This window comes from Acaryochloris thomasi RCC1774, from assembly GCF_003231495.1.
GTDB lineage: Bacteria > Cyanobacteriota > Cyanobacteriia > Thermosynechococcales > Thermosynechococcaceae > RCC1774.
This window is the reverse complement of sequence record NZ_PQWO01000002.1, coordinates 91,467-110,395: the sequence shown is the minus strand read 5'-3', so window position 1 is coordinate 110,395 and position 18,929 is coordinate 91,467. Positions and strand designations below refer to the sequence as shown.

Here is an 18,929-nt window from a genome sequence, read left to right as displayed (position 1 = left end):
TTGCTTAGAAGCGACGGAACGTCCCTAACTCTGACTGCTCCAGCACATCGCGGAGAGAATTCACCACCACCGGAGCTGGGATAAACGGATCGGTGAAAATCTTACGGGTCGTGATTGCATCATCTCCGTAGAAATATTGCACCCGATCTTTTTTAAGCCCTAACTTAGAACCGTTGAGCGTCAGCCCACCAAACAGCCCCTGACTACGAGAGTAAGTATAGACTTTGTCCTTGCTATAGCGCTCAGCAGAGCCCCCCTTCGTAGAAGCAGGTCCCGCCGTCCCCGAGATGCTACCCCCCAGCCGATAGTCGCGGGAAAGCACTTCATTCACCGTTTCTCGGCTCGGGAAAACCAAGACAATATCGCTAGACTTAGCACCAATTTGAAGGCCAAAGCTTCCACCCGTCAAACTCACAAACGTCGGGTTGCTCCAGGTGCCATCGGGATAACGCACCATCATCACCCCGGTTCCCCGGCGACCCCCAAAGATAAAGCCCGCCTGATAGACATCAGGAATGATGGCAATGCCCTCACTCTCTGCTAGCAGCTCCGCAGGGATCCGCTTATCGGGATCACTCATGATTTTTTCAAAGACCTGAATGGCCTCTTCAACCTCACCTTCGGCCTGCTCCAGCTTTTTATCCAACTTCTCGGACTCTGCAACACCGTCTGACTGTGTTAGCCCTGGGGCCATCAGTCCCATTAACAATAGGCTCGCCACCGGCAGAGCCATCAGCACTCGTCGAATCGTCATTATCTTTCTCCCAGATCACACCGCAGGGCTTACGCCACTCCTACGTTGTTAACGTTCAAACAGGGGCGCAGGTTCCTTGCAAAATCTTTTCAAGGATACGCAATTGATGCCAATTTAGCTATCAATTCCTTTTTTACGCCCCCGAGAAAGAGAGAATAGCGACTCCATGAGCGCGCTCAGGAGATCGCCTGCGGTTGCTTTGCCTCTAAGAGTTGGTTCACCTGCTGAAGCAGCTCTGGGGTGGCAAACCCTTTATTGAGATAGGCGTTGGCTCCTAATCGCTGGGCCTCTCGCCCCCATTCCTCTGAGATCCGAGAAGAAATCACCAGGATTGGCATTTCCAAGCCCTGCGCCCGACAGCGATCTACAAGCGTAAACCCGTCCATGTTAGGCATTTCGATATCTGTAATCAGCAGAGCTGGAGCCGGATGAGACTGGAGCCACTGGAGCGCCTCTAGACCATCAACGCAGGCCTGTATGACGAATCCATAGGTACGCAAACTTCCCTCAAGACGACGACGCATTAAAGCTGCATCATCCACAATCAGGAGGGTAGGAGCCGTTGAATCTTCTGGTTGAGCGGCAGGAACTATAGGCTGCTGAGGCTGAATCTTTGGCTGAGTCTGTGTCTCTGTCTCAATCGCTTCTATCAGCGCGATGGGGTCAATCACCGAAATCAGCCTGCCATCAGAGCGTAGGCTCACCCCTAACAAACCAGCCGGTACCACTAGTGGACTCGGAATCGGGTTAATAAGCAGGGCTTCTTGCCCCAGCAGTTCATCGGCAATCAACCACATTTCTGAACCATCAGATAGGCGATCGAAATTCTGGCGAATCCGTAAACACACTGCGGTTTCAGATAGCTCTGTCTGAGACTGCTGCCAATAGGCGGCTAAACCAAAGCCGGGGGCTTCTCCCCGAGCCGTTTCCACCGTCCAAGGACAGAGAGCATCAGGTTCTGCATTGGCACGCACCTGAATCGAGCTAGCCAAGACTGTTTCACGAATTTCTTCCGTGGGAATTGCGACGGTTCGCTTACCCACCTGGAGCAGCACACAGGGCACCAATAGCTGGGGCGCAGGTACTTCAATCGTAAACGTTGATCCCTCACCTGGGCGTGAATTGAGGCTCAGTCGTCCGCCCATATTGGCGATTTGTCCAGCCACCACATCCATACCCACGCCCCGACCGGAGACATCATCGGCAACGTTGCGAGAGCTGAAGCCCGGCTGACAGAGCACGGCCAACAAATCAGCAGAGGTTTGAGTCTCGGTGAGCGGGAAGCCTTTCTCTTGCGCTTTCTGGTGAATGGCAGCAGCATCAATCCCTCGGCCATCATCTTGAATTGTCAGACGATAAAGATTACCTCGGCGCTGCAGCACAAGCTGGATCACGCCCTCCACAGGCTTACCCTTGCCCATTCGTTCTTCTACAGATTCGAGACCATGGTCGTAGGCATTGCGCAACAGGTGCAGTAGGGCTGGCTCGATCTGCTGAATCACACCGGCATCCAGCTCTAGCTGTTCACCATGAATCACCAGTTGAGCCGGTTTATCGTAGCGATTGCTGAGATCTCGCACAATGGCTTTAGCCCGCAGCGTCAGATTTTTGAACGGGACTAGACGGCTAGATTCAATCTCATCCTTGAGGCACAGCATGTCCCGGTCGAGCTGTCCCATGCCCGCCACCGCTTGGTGTGACATGCCTTCAATTTCTCTGCTCAGCTCCGACATCCGCAGAATGTTTTCCAGCAGGCGATTGATCGTTGTATACCCCTGACGATATTGCTCAACAGAGGTACCGTTAGTGGGGTCTTGTTCATGGCTTAGGCTCCGCAGCAACGCGTAGTCATCTTGGAGCTGACGGAGGCGGGTAATATATTGCGAGCTTTCTTGAGTCAATGCCGCCAGCTGCGAGACTTGGAATTCTAGCGATTGGGAGACGGTGAGCGTGGACCGAGTGGTCAGGAGCGTCTCAACAACCTGCTGGGCAGATTGATCTAGTCGCTCTAGCGGCACTGGAATTTTAATCCGACGCCTAAGTTCAGCGTCGGCACCCTCGGCGGTGACACTGGACTCAGGAGCATCAGCCTTTGCGGGCACATTTGCGGGTGCCAGGGTCGTGGGGAAGAGGCCAGCCTCAGCAACGGGTGTAGGAAAGAGTCCCTGAACGTCACCTGAGTCGAAGGTTAGCTCTGGATCTTCAGGATCTGCATCGACGAGTTGATGAATAGCGGCCTCATCCTCTTCGAGAGCAGCAAGGTCTAGATCTTCGGCCCCAAGGTCGTCGGTGAACGCTGTGGAGAACACATCATCACTGAGGGTACCACCGAGTCCAGCATCGCTCTCTGCGAACAAAGTTTCATCTAGGCTAGACAGCTCTAGATCCGGCAAATCTATATCAGTTAGGTCGTCAGGGAAGTCGGCAATGAGATCCACATCACTAGAGACCAACTCTATTTCTGCCTCTGAAGCAGCTGGCGTTTCTAGACTCGCAACCGCAGGGAGATTCGCAGCCATTACGCTAAGATCGGCTAGCTGTTCAAGCGCATAGTGACCACTGTGCTTGGCACAGTCTTTTAGGGCGGCGAAATAAAGCGGCCAGACATATTTCCAGACGGCACTGTCGGGGTGCTGGGCCAGTTCGTGGCTCCGGTTAACGAGGGCAGTCCAGTCTTCAGCCAACTGGAGGTCATCCCCGATTTGGGTGAGCTGCGCTAGGGTCTGCTGAGCTATCTGTAGGGCTGCATCTGAGATCTGTCCCTGAACCGGGAGCTGATTGACCGCCATCTCAAGATCTAGGATTACGAGGTCAAAGCCCTGTTCTGCGAATTCTTGGTGGACCTGGGTCAGTTCGTTCCAGTCTGGGATATAGCGCTGCTTGATCTGAGCATGCAGCGCCTGGATGCGATCAAGGGTGGGCTGAATAGATGCGATCGCATCTTCCCCAGTTCCCTTTACCTCCAGCGTACTGCTGAGTAATTCCCCAGCTTCCTGCAGCATCCGCACAAGCTGTCCGTCCTCTAGGGGCGGCGCTTGATCCAGATAGCGAAGGTCAGAGAGTAAATCCTCAAGGACAGTAGCAGCTCTGAGAACCGCCTCAGCTTCCACCGTTACGGCCCCGCCCTTAACAGTATGGACGGCGCGATAAATGTGCTGAATATCGGCAGTCCAAGACTGAGCATCGAGGCGCTGAACCACCTCAACATAAGCCTGAAAGTGCTGCTGTGTGTCCAGTTCAAACATGGCACACAATTCTTGCTGTAGCTGTGCTTCCGCTGCATCAACAGAAGTCTGAGAAGGAAAAGATGAAGGTTCGAGTGTCATGGTGCCACTGTGACTCAATACAAGACAATTGAAGGGGAGAAAGAAACTACGGTAGGCCGCTAAGCGGAGACAAGCTGCTGTGATTCAGAAATTGGCTCTTCCGTCATGGGAGCTGCAGCAGATTCTTCTGAGGAAGCCACCGCAACCGACTCTGGCGATTCCTCTGCCTGAACCTGGAAGAATGACACAACCTCTAGCAATGTGCGGGCCACGTTACCCATAGCTTCGACCTGCACACGAGTGATGGCTGCTTTAGCATCCGTTTCTTGGGCAATCTCTGCGATCTTTTGGGTAGCAGCCAGAGTATTCTGGGTCACCTTCACCATGCCTTGACTAGATAAACTGACCTGCTGACCCACCTGCTCTACTTGATCGGTCACCTGCTGAATGTTGCTAAAGGCTTGACGGGCCTGGCCCACCTCTTGCGTAAAGGCCTGCACCAGTTCGCTAATCTCAGAAACATCGTAATTGAGGCCCGAAGACACCGTCTGGATTTGATTGGTGCGCTGCTGCAGAAGGACCAAACCATTATTGGTTTCAGTTGCCAAATCATTAACTTGGCGAGCAATCACGTCAAACTCATTGGCAAGGCTGGCAAACTGTTCTGGATCCTCTTCTTTAAGGGCACGAGACGCTACGGTAGAAGCGTTCAGAGAGAGAACTCGCGTGAGCGAAGCCACTCGCTTTTGGTCTTTAGAGAACTGAGTTGCCAAATCCACAAACTCACCCAAGAGCTGCGTTCGTTTCACAATTTGCTCAGTTCCGACCTGTAGGGTTTCAATGCCACCGACCATAGCGTCCATCCCCTGCTGACCGGTGAACACCGCAGTCTTAGCTTTCTCCACGGCTTGCCCGGTTGCGAGCGCCTGCTCCAGCGAGTCAGAGGTCAGTGTGTTCACCGCTTCCATCAGCAACTGTACGTCCTGGACCGAGGCGGTCTGGAACTGAGCCTGCTCTGCGGTCTCAACAGCAATACCCTCAAGCTGTTCGGCGCTCTCTGTCACCTGCTCTGCGGTTGTAACAACCGAAGAAACCACTCGACTCAGAGATTCAATCAGTCGGTTGAGCGTATCAGACACAAGACCTGTGGCGCGCTCATTCACTTCTGCTTCGACGGTCAAATCGCCATCTTCTAGGGCAGATACCACGTCTAAGATGTGCCCCACATCCATCTGCAACAGCTCACTTTCTTCTCGAATCGCTTGCTCTTGCGCGGCTCGCTGCTTAACCTCACCCTCTAGAGTGCTGTTGAGAGACAGCAGGTTCGTCTGCGATGCTTCCAGATCAATTTGGGACTGGCGTCGTTCTTGAATATAGCCGCGTACTGCCATCAGCACGATGTACCAAGTCAAAGCCAACAGCAACAAACTCGAAACCGCATAGGTTACAGACCAAGCAAGACGTTGCTGGTAGGCTCCTAGCTGATTTGCAACCTTTTGCTGTACCGTCTGCAGGGTGCCATTGATACCTTGGCTATAGATAAACTTCTGCATCCTATACTTACGGCTGAGCAGTAAATCTAGGGCAGTCTCAGACTGTCCTTGCCGCACGAGTTCAAAGGCCTGCGTTTCCATTTCGATCAGACGCTGGTTGGCAGCATTAGTCTTAGCCGGATTCGTTTGCTCAGCCTCAGGCAGTTCACTTAAGACCGCACCAATCGCTTCATCCAGGGGCGGGACGTTGATGTTGTAGCGCTCTTCCCACTGTAGATCACCTGTACTAGCAGCCATCCGAGCGGACATCGTCAACACTTCATCAAGGTGAATGACTTGACCACTACGCTCCTGCAGTTTAAATTGCTTCGTAATCGTGCTCTGTAGGCCCTGATAAATACGCCAGATATTCCAGGCAGAGGTGCCGGTCAACGCCAAGCTAAACAGTACCGAGACCGTAATAGTAGGGACGAGGCGAGCCTGTAGCCCTGACTGTAGACGTCGGAGAAGCGAAGCTTTGGATCCTGATGTTTGCGTCACAGCAATTTGTTCAGCGGTCATGGTTATTACCTTCAACAATGGATGAGTGGGGGACTAGATGTGGTTAGACTTCGACAGCGATAGGCAGCTCAGTTGCGGCAGCCTCAGAAGCTGGAGTCTCAGAAGCTGGAGTCTCGGCCTGGGCAGGTAACTTGAAGACCTGGACTTTTTCTAGAAGATCGGTCGATAAGGTGTTCATAGTGTCTGACACCTCTCGAGCATGCTGGGACTGCTGGGCGATTTGCGCCGAGAAATCGGCAATGGCCTGCATCCTTTGGGCCGTAATTTCAGCGGATCCCACAATTGTTTGGCTCGTCTGAGCTACCACATCACCTGCTTCTACAGCCTGTCCAGTAACCTGTTGAACATCCTGGAAGACAATGTCGGTTTGCTGTACGCCTCGATTGAAATCTTCCACAAGCCCACCTAGACTTTGAACGTTGGCATCGACGTCAGAGACCACCTGGTGAATTTGAGCGCTACGCTGCTCTAGGGTATTCAGTCCGTCGTTCGTCTGCTGGGCCAGCTGACTGACCTGGTTGGCGATTAATTCAAAATCTCGGGCAACGCGGGCAAACTGCTGCGGATCACGCTGTTCAGCCGCTCGGGCCGCCACCAAGGAAGCATTGAGGGCCAGAACCTGCGTTTCTGCGGCAATTTCACTCTGGTCAAGCACAAACTGATCGGTTTGACCGACAAATTCACCCAAAGTCTTCATCTGCTGGACGATGCGATCGCTTCCCTGCCGAAGAACATCAATGTCTGCGGTCAAGTGCTGCATTGTGGCTTGGCCGTTGACGACCGTTCCCTGGAGCGTCAATAGAGATTGCTTCGTCGTATCGAGCTGATCTGCAGCGCTGTTAGCGGCTTTCTGTACGATCGTGGTCAGTTCAAGGGCTTTATTAACAGCCTGAGTCTGTTGCTCGGTGCTTTCAGCAACCACTGCCGCAATCCGCTTATGGCGCTGACCACTGAGCGAGACCTCTTGAGTGTTAGCATCTACCTGCTGCAGAATACTGCCTAGCGATTCAACCAGACGATTGAGCGTGTCGCTAACCAACCCGGTGGCTCGGTCGTTCACTTTGGCTTGAACGGTTAGATCGCCTTCTTCGATGTCACACACCACATCTAGCAGTTCACCGATATCCTCTTGCAGTTGCTCACTTTCAGCTCTGATTTTTTCTTCCTGCTGGCGGCGAGCCTCTGCTTCTTGACGGAGTTCGTTGTTAATGGCGGAGAGTTCAGACTGTGACTGCTTGAGCGCGGACTGGGCTCTGATACGATCTCGAATGTAGTCTCGAACGGCAGATAACACCAGCACCCAGGCAATCATTAACAGTGACAGCGTACCGACAGAAAAACCGATGGAGGCCCGGAAGCCCTGGCGATAGCTCTCTAGCTGTGCATCAATAAAAGCCTCTACGTCAGCTAGGACACGCGCATTCCCTTCGGCATAGATTGTTTTCTGCTCACCGTATTCCGGTCCCAGCAAAAGCTGAAGAGCTTCAGATGCTCGACCAGCCCGAACGAGTTCAAAGGCCTGAGTTTCCATTTCAATCAGGGCTTGGTTGGCAGCGTCGGTTTTGCTGGCCTCAGCCCGAATCTCGTCGGTGACATTATCTAGGGTGTTTGCGATCGCATCATCTAGCAGCGGCACAAAATTGTTATAGCGCTCTTCCCACTTCAGATCGCCGGTACTGGCCGCCATCCGAGACGACATCGTTAGAACTTCGTCAGCATAGGTGATTTTATCTGCTTGCTTCTGGAGTTCAAACTGCTTATTAACCGTCGACTGGAATCCTTGATAGGTGCGGACCATATTCCCAACGGAGACAAAGGTGAGGACAACACTACCGGCCACAGTGACTCCCATCGTTCCGAGCAGATGGGAGCGCACATATTGCCGCAGCTTTCCCACAGGCGTGGTCGGCTCAACAGTTGTAAGCTGGAGGTTATCTTGAGACTCTAGGGTATTCATGGCGAAACAAAGGGAAAACGGCTAGATGAGTTTCCCGATCACAGAATCAGCGATCAGGTAGGTAAAAAGGCAAGATTTTAGAATGACGGTTTGGACAGTTGCAGTTATTTAAATCGCCCACTGCTGGGGCTTCCAGACATCTGAAGAGAACCATTCCTGGCTCAGAAGAACCATCTGTTCAGAGCCCAACGCTGAGACATCAATCGGCTCGAAGAGCGTCGCCGGTACTTCAGAGTGGGTTGTACTGCCCAGAATCTTATCCACAACAATTCCGACTTGATTCAGTGACTCAGCCGCTTCTCCTAGGCAAATAACGGTGGGTCGCTCTTGACGCATTTGCCGCTCTTGCTGCAGCAGTTGAGCCGCCGACACAAGAGGTACAACTTGTCCGCCTTGGTGCATGAGGCCCATGAGCGGGGACGGGTAAAAGGGAAGTTCCAGCATCTGAGATGGCTCAAAGCGAGCAATCTCAGACACCCATAATGCGGGAATTGCCAGGGTAAAAGCTCCAACTTGGGCTAAGACCAAACGCTGTTCCAACGCTGTTGAAGGACGTTCTGCAACGGCAGACATAGAATTCTCCTTTAAGCGGCAACGCGCTCTAGTACCTGCTCAACCGTTTCGCGGGAGACCGGCTTCGTTAAGTAGTCATTGGCTCCGGCTCGCTTGAGACCGTAGTTGATTTCTAGGGGCGTTTTCTTGCTAGAGCAGAAGACAACATACTGATTTGCCGTTGTCGGATTCATCCGAAGCTCTCGCAAAAACTTGTAGCCATCCTGCTCCGGCATCACAACGTCTAAAAAGACTAAGTCATACTCACCCGATTCGACTAAGCTCAATGCTTCTTTGGGGGTATCACATTGATCAACATCATGACCAATTGTTTCTAACAGCTTGGCTAAGAAATGACGATCAACAGAGCTATCGTCAATGATTAGAAATCGCATAATATTCTCCAGGGTAGGGGGGTAGAGGGATAGGAAGACTTAAACAGACGCAGTCGACATCACCGTTTCAAGTTTTTCCTGTAGAGCAACCTGAAACTGATTGATTTCGTTCATTGACAGTGGCTTCGTTAGAAAGTCACAGCCACTCCACTGGGCACGCCACTTGTTGGACAGCTTTTGCTCGCCCGTCAAAATAACCAGTGGAATCGAAGCAATCTCAGGGGTCTGCCGAATTTGCTTGACCAGCTCAAAACCAGAAATGCCGGGCATATTGATATCGATGAAGATAATGGCAGGCTTAACCTGAGAAATCATGGGAATTGATTTCTCAACTTCTTGATTCACAACAACAGGATGCCCCAACGCCGTAACCAAGCGCTGAAACTGCATGAGCACCATCGGTGAATCATCAATAATCATCACCGTCCCAGGCTCAGACTGCGTTGCAGAGTCCAGTCGAATCACGCCCGCCTGCATAAATTTTGCGAATGCGGTGGCAATTTCTAAGACATCTTTGGCAACCAGTACGCTAATGTCGTTGAGGGTTTTGCCCGAACGAACAACGCCTTTTAGCCACTGACGCTGGGATTCAGGTAGCTCAGACTGCTCTAGGCGCTCTGTATCTAAAATCGGAATCACGTTCATAGACGGCACAATCTGCTTGACGCGCTGCCACTGAACCTGCCGCTGCTGAGTCTGTTTGAGAAGCGTCTCTATCGGCAAGCCAGGGACGGGAATCTGTGTCGATAGAGACTCGTCAGGGACAAAGACAGCCCCTCCAGCCCCAATCGAGAGATACAGCTCAAAATCAGCGAGAATTTTCGAGCGCAGGATGTCTGCTAGCTGCTTGAGATCCAGAATATTCATCTGAATCAGCTCTTCAATCGTGTCTACAGTCGATAATGATTGTTCTTTGCTCGTCTTGTGCAGCCCCGCAAGAAAAGACCGCGTCGGCTCCCGACGAGACTGCGGTAAATAGCGCTTGATTATCTTGAGCAGCGTCTGACAGGAGAAAGGCTGTGTCCCTGTATAACAGACCTCTTGATTGGCAGATAGGCCAATATACCAGTGATGATTTTTATGGGCCAATCGGTCAAAGCTAATTTTCCAATAGCCAGATGTTTCAGTATGGGGCAGCCGCAGGAGCTTTTGGGAAAGCTCTTGAGGACCGAAGGCAAAGGTCTCTTGCTGGGTGGGTGCTTGTTGAATCATGGGCGATTACAGGGGCTGACTTCGCGGAATACCTTGACAGCAGTTAGTGGGACGTAAAGAGCCTGTTTTTTGGGTTCCCAAGTCTTTGTGATTGACTCTTTAAACTCTGCTACAGGGGTCTTAGAACATAGACGTCTGCAATGGAACGACTGTATTCAGCCACTTGTTGACTACAGTGTGCGTATGCGCCTAACTTGAATAATCTGTCTGGAGTTTTAGCTCTCTATTAGTAGAGTGCCCACCTTTAGTGAGGGGTGTAACTTTTCTCTGGCAGAATCTAGTTGACAATCGTCATCATGATGGGGACAAAATACGCACTCAAGTTAGCGGGTGGCTGGCCCCGAGAGATCTCTCGCTATAAGATTCTCAGCATCTTGTGCCCAGTCTCTCTCATCGCTCAGACCCTATCGTCAACAATTGCCTCAGGGACGGTACAGGCTCTAGCAGCAGAGATCTAGACTCTGGGTGCACTCAAAACACAGCCCGGTTCGTGATCAGATCGAAGCCAATTTTTTCTGCCATGCGCCCATTGCTAAACAGGAGCCTGCATGCCCCTGATCAAACGTCAGGAATGTCATCAAATCTCAACACAACCGTTGCTTTGCAGCGCCGCGCTAGCTTGTTCACCTGCGGTTTAAGTGATGGGTGGGATATCTAGAGATTCAAACTTTTGCAAGCAGGCCATCAGTCGTAGAGCAATTTGAGCCACCCCACCCGTGACATTTGACTCGATATTGAGCGGCAAAACCGGATCATGAAGCGAGAGACGCAGGAGGAACCAGCCTGCTTCTGAAGGCGATGTACAGGCAATCCGAACCCCTTCATAGTTGTTGGGGACCAAGGTCCAGTCTGCTTGTTGAGCAGCAAAGGCCTGAAGTTTTTCGATCACCTGATTGCCACAGGCTTTGAAATCATCCGCAGTAATTTCGATGCGTAGCTCTTGGCTTTCTGTCGGTTCCTGTAGCGTAGAAATTAAATCGGAGAGCGCTTGCCCAGACTGCTTTGCTTTGGCAAGTTCAATCAGGAGCTGGCTGATCAGGTAGGCACCATCATCAAGGAAGTAGTTGGCTTTCATAGCTCCGTGGCCTGAAGTTTCGATGGCTAGCCAAGCGTCTTGGCCTGATTGATTGAGTCGGATAGCTTCGTTAATTACGTTTTTATAACCCCGCTTAAAGCGATGATGCTGCCCCCCTAATTGTTGCTCGATAAATTGGGTCAATCCATCGGAGGTGATCGAGTCGGTGACGATGCTGGAGCCGGGATGCTCTTTCAAGACGATGGCGGACATCAGGGCAATTAACCGGTTGCGGTTGAGTTCTTGGCCGGTATGATCGACAGCCCCTGAACGATCAACATCAGTATCGAAAATGATGCCAAAGTCGGCGTTGTGGGTGGTGACGGCTTTTTTTAGGGATGCGATCGCATCTCCATCTTCAGGGTTGGGAATATGATTCGGGAACGTCCCGTCTGGCTCTAAAAATTGGCTACCGGTGGTATCAGCCCCCAACGGCTGCAGGACGTGCTCCGCAAAAAATCCTCCAGCGCCATTCCCTGCATCCACCACAATCTTAAGACCCTGCAGCGGCTGCTCATACTGCTGAGGATGATCAACGCCCTTGCGAATCGTTTGCACAAGCTGCTGGGCATAAACACCCATAAAATCCCGTGGCTCAACGGTTCCAGCCTGAGCCGCCGTCGTAAACGCATCGGCCTCGGCCAAAGCAAGAATCGCGCTAATATCAGGCTTGCCTAAGCCCCCCTGAGTCGTGAAGAACTTGAGGCCATTGCGGTTAAAAGGGAGGTGGCTCGCCGTCAGCATAATCGCTCCATCACAGTTGAAGCCATCCGTCACCGTGCTCATGAACATCGCGGGCGTCGAAGCCAGTTCAAAATCATAGCCCCGACTCCCCATTGCCGTAATCCCTGAAATAAGTCCCTGCTTTAGGTCAGGCCCCGATAGGCGACTATCTCGACCAATAGAAATAACCAAATCAGCAGCCGGTTTATTCACCTGCTCAGCCAACCAGCTCACAAAGGCTTTCCCGAGCATGGTGGTCGCTTCGGGAGTCAGATTAATAGCTTCGCCCGCCACGCCATCGAGGGCAACCCCACGAATATCTGAACCGTTTTGAAGCTGATGCCAGTTGAAGTTTTGCATGGTGGGCCGGGGATAGACGCTTACCTTCAGTTCACCTTAATGCATTCCTACTCAACGATCTCCTTTAGAGATCGCAAAGAAGAAAAGCAGTTACTAAAAGTGAAACCACAACAGCAGTAATGGAAGCACCCCCATAGAATAAAAGTACTCAAGCCCTCCTGAAGAGACGCTGCCCATGAAATCACTTTCTTTGCCCGCCCTGCTAAGCCTGTTGCCTCTATTGAGCTTTGTCGGGAGCACACAGGCCAAGCCACGACTGAGTGAGCCACCTCAAAATCATCAGCCCCCTGCCGCTAAAGTCACCGAACGCCACTCGCAAGCGCCAATCACCTCAGAAGAGATAGAGGCGATCACAGCCAAGGTCGAATCGACGAGAGCCGAACAGCCAACGCCCCAAGTAGAACAGCCTAAAGTCCCACTGACAACTCCCCTCTATCAGCTAGAGGATCCTCGCCACAGCTTCGACGGTAATTGTCCCGCCTGCGGCATGGGTTAACAGTCAGGCGACTGAAGTCATTCCATTCACTCACTCCCCTATGTTCTATGAAGCTTTATCTTCCGTTTCTGCTCGGCCTATTGTTTCTTCTGAGCGGTATAGAGAACGTACGGGCTAGCCCAAAACGTCACGAAAAACCGCTCGAAGCAATTCCCTCAGGTGAAATTGAGCCATCTGATTCCCAGCCACAGGTCCTGGAAGCACAGGCCAAAGCTGAGTCGAACAACATTGAGGTAAAGCCCAAGGACGAGCCACCTGTTCAGACCCTCCCAACACATCTCAATCCCAAAGACCCTCGCTATCGGGCCGGCTATTGCCCACCCTGTGGTCGGGGGTAATCGTGGCGACAACCACAACCACTCGCCCCAGCCTAGGCCTGTCTTTGATGCCTCAGGCCGATTTTTGGCAAACGGCTCAACCTCTACTTGAATCTAGTGCTGTCGAAGTCCTGGAATGGAGCTTTGATATGGGATGGGGTAAGGTTGGCCTGCCAACGTGGGTGCCGCCTCTGCTAGATCAGTTCAGTCAGCAAGATCGTTTGCTGGGGCACGGCGTTAGCTACTCTCTACTGTCGGCCCAACTCGATCGGAGTCACTGGTTAGCCTGTTTAGAAGCAGAGCGTCGACAGTATCACTATCAACATATTTCAGAACATTTTGGCTGGCTAGCAACAGAGACCTTTCGTCAAAGTGCCCCCTTACCCATGCCGTTATGCCCTGAGACTCTACAGTTGGGGCGTGAACGATTACAGCGACTTGCTGAGGTGGCACAAGTGCCGGTGGGGCTGGAGAATTTAGCGTTCGCCTTCAGCCAGCAGGACGTACGAGAGCAGGGTATCTTTCTAGAGAAGCTCCTAGAGTCAGTCGATGGTTTTCTGCTGCTGGATGTCCATAATTTGTACTGCCAAGTCTGCAACTTTCAGATCTCTGCCACCGAACTATTGGCACTCTACCCCCTCCATCGGGTTCGAGAGATCCATATCTCTGGTGGCTCTTGGAGCAAAGGGACAGGGGGGCAAATTCGACGCGACACCCATGACCAACCTGTTCCAGAAGCGGTCTTTGAGCTGCTGACCTTGGCTTTGCAGCAGTGCCTTAATGTCCAGTTCGTGATTTTTGAGCGTCTAGGCAATACGCTGGGACCCGCCTCTGAACAAAGCCAATTTCGACAAGACTTTGCCCGGATTCAAGCTATTGTGCAAGCCGACAGAGAAGGATAGGACAATGCAGGAAAGGGAACTCGCAGCCTTTCAGGACCATCTGTTGGAAACTCTTTTTACTTCTAGTGATGGGGAGACAGTCCTTGAACAGCTCCAGGATTCATCTGTTCCGCAACCCATGATCGACTATATCGAAACCTTTGACCCCAGGATGGTGGAGGTTGCTGCTGAGCTGCTTAAAAAGTGGGGCCAGCGCTCTTAAAATAGCGCTAAGCAAATCGCCGCTGGCGCTGCATTCGCATTCGCCCATAAGCCCTGAAGTCTACTTATAGCTTATATTCTCCCCCCTTTTGCAAGGGGGGCTGGGGGGATTTAGATCATCGCTATGCAACGGGCTTTCCAAAATCGTCAGTTGTATAGCGATAGTTAAGGGGAGATTCGCCCACCCACCCTCTTAAAAAGGGGGGCTAGACCCCGGTCTTCACAGGAATTGCAGGAGTTATGGGTAAAGAATAGGGGCTACAGGACATGCTCCGAATCGAGATCGAATAAATGACAGTAATTCATGTCGAAATAGGCTGTGAAGTTATCTCCCGGCACAAGCTGCAGTTGAGGAGGAACGCGAGCAATGCAGTTTTGACCATCGGATAGCGTGAAGTAAACCATAGCCTCATGCCCCATCATCTCTAGGGCAGAAACCTGAGCCGCAACATCTGTGGCAGAATCGCCAGCGGCAGACAGCGCAATATGCTCCGGGCGGAGGCCAAAGATAACCTCCATGCCCTGATATTGCTGGTATTTTGCCTGTAATTGCGGCGGCAACGGTAGCTTGACGGCTTGATTGACGACCCAAAGCTGCCCTTGCTCTGCCGTAAGCTTTGCCTTGAGAAAGTTCATGGACGGGCTGCCTAAAAATCCGGCCACGAACATATTATTGGGACGCTCATAGAGCGTTTGGGGCGTATCAACCTGCTGCAAAATGCCCTGATTCATCACGGCAATCCGGGTGCCCATCGTCATCGCCTCCACCTGATCGTGGGTAACGTAGACAAAGGTGGTGCCGAGTTTTGTTTGCAGGTCGCTCAGCTCTGTCCGAGCCTGTCCTCTGAGCTTGGCATCTAGGTTAGAGAGCGGTTCATCCATTAGGAATACCGCAGGGTCACGGATAATGGCGCGTCCCACCGCTACTCGCTGCCGCTGTCCCCCCGAGAGCTGCTTGGGTTTCCGGTCCAGCAGGGCCTCGATCCCGAGCTGTGTGGCTGTTTTCTGAACCCGTTCTTTCTGCTCAGCCTTAGAAACGCCCTGCAGATCTAAGCTAAAGGCCATATTTTCAAATACGGTCATGTGGGGATACAGGGCGTAGGACTGAAACACCATCGCAATATCTCGATCTTTCGAGGCCACATCATTAACGCGCTTGTCATTGATGTAGATGTTGCCCGTGCTAATGGACTCTAGCCCCGCCAGCATCCGGAGTGATGTGGTTTTGCCGCAGCCAGAGGGTCCGACTAAGACCAAAAATTCTTGCTCGCCAATTTCAAGGTTGAAGTTCTTGACCGCTTCAAACCCGTTTTCATACTGCTTGGTGACCTGCTCAAAAACAATGCCTGCCATGTTTATCGCTCCAATTTCTATCCTTTTACCGATCCGGCTAACAAGCCTCGCACGAAGTAGCGCTGCAGAGAGAAGAACACAATTAAGGGCACAATCATAGAGATAAAGGCCCCAGCCGTGAGCAGATGCCAATCCTGACCGCGGTCGCCTACTAGATTTCTTAAAATCAACGTCACTGGAGCCACTTTCTGATCGCCTCCTAAGTACACCAGCGCCACAAGCAGATCATTCCACACCCACAGGAATTGAAAGACAGCAAAAGATGCGATCGCAGGTGTCGAAAGCGGCACCACCAGTCGCGTAAAAATCTTCAGGTGCGAAGCGCCATCCATTGAAGCGGCCTCAATTAGATCACGAGGTAGCGACCCAATGTAGTTACGAAGCAGATAGATTCCTAAGGGCAGTCCATATCCCGTGTGAGCGAGCCAGACGCCCAAGAATGTGCCCGCTAGGTTGGTCTCGTTGTAGACCCGCAAAATCGGAATCAACGTCATCTGCAGGGGAACAACAAGTAAGCCAACGATTAGGGCAAACAGAACCTGCCGTCCGGGGAATTCCATCCAGGCGAGGGCGTAGGCGGCGAAAGTTGCGATCGCAATTGGCATCACCGTCGCCGGAATCGAAAGCGCCAGACTATTGAGAAACGCCTGACCCATATCTTCCCCTTGAAGAACGTCAGCATAGTTCTTGAGCTGGAACTGCGTGAAGTCAAAGGGGAGCTGAAAGACCGTCCACCAGCCTGATTCCAGCAGCACATCGGGCATGCGAATTGAACTCACCAGCAGTCCAATCGTCGGCAACGTCCAGATCAGCGCAATCGCGATCACTGCGATATGCACGGGGGCACGGCTCACGAAAGTCTCAAACTTGCTGAAACGCTTCTTTTTAATGGGCTTAGCGGCAGTCATCGACTCACCTCCTGCTGACGAAACCGTCGGATATTGGCCGCCATTACGGGAATAACTGCGATTAAAAGAATGACTGCGATCGCACTTCCTCTGCCAAAATCTCGGGAATTAAACATCTCTTTAATCATGCGGCTGGCAATCACATCCGTGTCCAGCCTCCCTGCCGTCATCACAAACACAATATCGAAGACCTTCAACACCAAGACCACCACCGTCGTCGCCACCACCGTAATCGTGGAGCGAATCATCGGAATCGTAATCCGCCAGAAGATCTGCAGCTCATTGGCCCCGTCCATGCGGGCCGCCTCTAGCACATCGCCAGGAATACCCTTAACGGCTGAAGACAGCAGGACCATACAGAAGCCGGTCTGCAGCCAAATCATAATCGCGATCAGGGCAAAGTTATTCACCGACTTGTTCACCAGCCAGCCAATGGGTTCAAAGCCGACCTGGACCAAGATCGCATTCAATAACCCAATCTGCTCGAACTCCGGCGGTGTATAGGCGTAGACAAACCGCCAGATGACGCTAGCCCCAACAAAGGAGATCGCCATGGGCATGAAGATCAGTCCCTTGGCAAAGGCTTCATACTTGACCTTATCCACCAGCACCGCAATCACCAGCCCCAGGGCCACGCTCACGCCGGTCACTAACACCAGCCACAGCAAATTATTACGGAACGCCACCAGCATCGAGGCATCGGTAAACGCAAAGATGTAGTTATCAAGCCCCACAAAATCTTCTGAGCGGCGATCAAAAAAGCTGATGTACACTGTCCAGATCGTTGGCAGAACCAGATAAGCTACCAAAATGACAAGCGCCGGACTGATATAAACCCAGGGCAGCAGCCTCGACTTCCCCTTGAAGGGCAGCGCAGCCACCAGCGCATTCATGGCATAGAACAGCGCAATCACGCCACCGGAACCAACCACAATGGCGACCAGTGCATTTAGAATGCGATTGAGATTTTCGGCATCTAGCATTTACTTTGGCCAACTCGACTCAATTTTCGACACGACGGCATCCACCTGAGCGCCGTTGACATAATCGACGATCCCACTCCAGAAAGACCCCGTCCCGACGGCCCCCGGCATCAGATCTGAACCGTCAAACCGAATGGCTTCAGCATTGGCTAAAATCTCAGCCTGCTTCTTCGCCACATCATCGGGATAAGCTTCTAGCGGCACCTCTTTATGGGGAGAGATAAAGCCACCGCTCTTAGCCCAAATGACGTGAGGTTCAGGGGTCGCCAAATACTCCATCAGCGCCTGGGCCTCTGGGGTATCGTTGAACATCCCAAACACGTCGCCTGCCACCAAGATCGGCAAACCATTTTTGGCATCGATCTCCGGGAAGGGAAAGACATCCACATTTTCGCCAGGGATGACGTCATCGCCGAAAAAGCTAGACACAAAGTTAGCCTGCCGATGGAGATAGCAGCGGGGTGGGTCATTGAATAACCCCTTCGGAGAATCGCCAAAGGGCGTACTAATAACGCTGACGGCACCACCCGAAATATATTTCGGATTGCGTACGATTTCACCAAACTTTTCAAAGGCCGCCTTCACAGGGGGCGCATCAAAGGGAATGTCGTGACTGACCCACTGGTCGTAGGTCTCCGGGCCAGCCGTACGCAACATAATGTCTTCAACCCAGTCGCTACCGACCCAGCCGGTCGCGTCGCCACTTTCCATGCCGAGACACCAGGGGGTTTCACCATCGGCCACAATCTTGTCGCTCAGGGCGATCAGCTCAGTCCAGTTGTTAGGAATTTCATAGCCCTTGGCGGCAAAGGCTTCTGGGTTGTACCACACCAAGCTTTTCACAGAGGCTCGGTACCAGACACCATAGGGCTTGTCATCGACGGTTGCCAAGTTCAGCCAGTCTTCTGGGTAGGCCGCTTCTAGCGCCGACGGCTCCATAAAGTTGGTCACGGGAATCAGCTTGCCAGACTTGGCAAAGTCCTGCATCAAACCGGGCTGCGGAAACATGGCAACATCGGGGGCATCACCGGCTTCAACACGCACGGGCAGAAGAGTGGCAAAGGCGTCTGTGCCTTCATATTCGACCTCAATGCCGGTCTTCTCTTCAAAGGGCACCAAGGCTGCTTCTAATTTGTCTTGCTGCTCACCGACCACGACCCCTAAGATCGTGACTGTTTTCTTATTGGGGTCGTCAGTGGACTCACAGGCGGTTAAACCCAGCAGGCTTATCCCGAGAAAAATCCTTACACACCAGTTAAATTTCATCATTACCTTAGCGAAACGATTGATATTTAATAAGCCGTTGCTAAAAGCGCTTATTTATAGGATTGACCTCCTGCTCCCGAGGGAGGTGTTGAAGGTCAAAGTTCCTCAAAATGAGGGATTGAGGACGTTGAATGCATTTCAGGCAGTTTTGAAGT

At 52.2% G+C, this 18,929-nt stretch carries 17 protein-coding genes; 5 read left to right on the top strand and 12 right to left on the bottom strand.

Going from position 1 to position 18,929, the window contains the following annotated elements; translation table 11 throughout:
- Positions 1 to 4: 4 nt before the first annotated feature.
- From C1752_RS03420 to C1752_RS03390, 7 genes are all read right to left on the bottom strand, one after another.
- Positions 5 to 754, bottom strand: coding sequence for a lipid-binding SYLF domain-containing protein (locus tag C1752_RS03420; RefSeq protein WP_233501311.1), 750 nt, complete (start codon positions 752 to 754; stop codon positions 5 to 7).
- 176 nt (positions 755 to 930) lie between these two features.
- Positions 931 to 4,080 carry a response regulator gene (locus C1752_RS03415; RefSeq protein WP_110984652.1) on the bottom strand — a complete coding sequence of 1,050 codons (3,150 nt, stop codon included), beginning with the start codon at positions 4,078 to 4,080 and terminating at the stop codon, positions 931 to 933.
- Between the two features lie 59 nt (positions 4,081 to 4,139).
- Complete coding sequence (locus C1752_RS03410; RefSeq protein ID WP_110984651.1) at positions 4,140 to 6,074, bottom strand: methyl-accepting chemotaxis protein; 1,935 nt, start codon at positions 6,072 to 6,074, stop codon at positions 4,140 to 4,142.
- Between the two features lie 43 nt (positions 6,075 to 6,117).
- Positions 6,118 to 8,031 carry a methyl-accepting chemotaxis protein gene (locus tag C1752_RS03405; RefSeq protein ID WP_110984650.1) on the bottom strand — a complete coding sequence of 638 codons (1,914 nt, stop codon included), beginning with the start codon at positions 8,029 to 8,031 and terminating at the stop codon, positions 6,118 to 6,120.
- Positions 8,032 to 8,139: 108 nt separating this feature from the next.
- Positions 8,140 to 8,604 (bottom strand): chemotaxis protein CheW, encoded by a 465-nt coding sequence (locus C1752_RS03400; RefSeq protein WP_110984649.1) that lies wholly within the window; start codon positions 8,602 to 8,604, stop codon positions 8,140 to 8,142.
- 11 nt (positions 8,605 to 8,615) lie between these two features.
- Entirely contained in the window at positions 8,616 to 8,978 is a 363-nt protein-coding gene (locus C1752_RS03395; protein ID WP_110984648.1) for a response regulator, read from the bottom strand.
- 39 nt (positions 8,979 to 9,017) lie between these two features.
- Complete coding sequence (locus tag C1752_RS03390) at positions 9,018 to 10,190, bottom strand: response regulator (protein ID WP_110984647.1); 1,173 nt, start codon at positions 10,188 to 10,190, stop codon at positions 9,018 to 9,020.
- Positions 10,191 to 10,471: 281 nt separating this feature from the next.
- Here C1752_RS03390 and C1752_RS28285 point away from each other — a divergent pair, with 281 nt between their 5' ends.
- On the top strand, positions 10,472 to 10,648 hold the full coding sequence (locus C1752_RS28285) for a hypothetical protein (protein WP_158535002.1): 177 nt from the start codon (positions 10,472 to 10,474) through the stop codon (positions 10,646 to 10,648).
- 176 nt (positions 10,649 to 10,824) lie between these two features.
- Here C1752_RS28285 and C1752_RS03385 read toward each other — a convergent pair whose 3' ends face one another.
- Complete coding sequence (locus C1752_RS03385) at positions 10,825 to 12,348, bottom strand: phosphomannomutase/phosphoglucomutase (protein ID WP_110984646.1); 1,524 nt, start codon at positions 12,346 to 12,348, stop codon at positions 10,825 to 10,827.
- A gap of 175 nt (positions 12,349 to 12,523) precedes the next feature.
- On the opposite strand from C1752_RS03385, the gene C1752_RS03380 reads away from it, so the two are divergent.
- The 4 genes from C1752_RS03380 to C1752_RS28280 are packed head-to-tail and all read left to right on the top strand — an operon-like array spanning position 12,524 to position 14,265.
- On the top strand, positions 12,524 to 12,844 hold the full coding sequence (locus C1752_RS03380) for a hypothetical protein (RefSeq protein WP_110984645.1): 321 nt from the start codon (positions 12,524 to 12,526) through the stop codon (positions 12,842 to 12,844).
- A gap of 47 nt (positions 12,845 to 12,891) precedes the next feature.
- Entirely contained in the window at positions 12,892 to 13,182 is a 291-nt protein-coding gene (locus tag C1752_RS03375; RefSeq protein ID WP_110984644.1) for a hypothetical protein, read from the top strand.
- A gap of 2 nt (positions 13,183 to 13,184) precedes the next feature.
- Positions 13,185 to 14,063, top strand: a complete 879-nt coding sequence (locus tag C1752_RS03370) for a multinuclear nonheme iron-dependent oxidase (protein ID WP_110984643.1) — start codon at positions 13,185 to 13,187, stop codon at positions 14,061 to 14,063.
- A 4-nt stretch (positions 14,064 to 14,067) separates the two neighbouring features.
- Positions 14,068 to 14,265: a hypothetical protein gene (locus C1752_RS28280; RefSeq protein WP_110984642.1), complete on the top strand. Its 198-nt coding sequence runs from the start codon at positions 14,068 to 14,070 to the stop codon at positions 14,263 to 14,265.
- Positions 14,266 to 14,522: 257 nt separating this feature from the next.
- Here the strand turns inward: C1752_RS28280 and C1752_RS03360 are convergent, their stop codons facing one another.
- From C1752_RS03360 to C1752_RS03345, 4 genes are read right to left on the bottom strand one after another with little or no spacing between them, the layout of a single operon-like run.
- On the bottom strand, positions 14,523 to 15,617 hold the full coding sequence (locus tag C1752_RS03360; protein WP_110984641.1) for an ABC transporter ATP-binding protein: 1,095 nt from the start codon (positions 15,615 to 15,617) through the stop codon (positions 14,523 to 14,525).
- Positions 15,618 to 15,634: 17 nt separating this feature from the next.
- Positions 15,635 to 16,525 carry a carbohydrate ABC transporter permease gene (locus C1752_RS03355; protein ID WP_110984640.1) on the bottom strand — a complete coding sequence of 297 codons (891 nt, stop codon included), beginning with the start codon at positions 16,523 to 16,525 and terminating at the stop codon, positions 15,635 to 15,637.
- Positions 16,522 to 17,508 (bottom strand): carbohydrate ABC transporter permease, encoded by a 987-nt coding sequence (locus C1752_RS03350; RefSeq protein ID WP_110984639.1) that lies wholly within the window; start codon positions 17,506 to 17,508, stop codon positions 16,522 to 16,524. Before C1752_RS03350 ends, C1752_RS03355 begins: the two co-directional genes overlap by 4 nt.
- On the bottom strand, positions 17,509 to 18,774 hold the full coding sequence (locus tag C1752_RS03345; protein WP_110985050.1) for an ABC transporter substrate-binding protein: 1,266 nt from the start codon (positions 18,772 to 18,774) through the stop codon (positions 17,509 to 17,511).
- Positions 18,775 to 18,929: the final 155 nt, after the last annotated feature.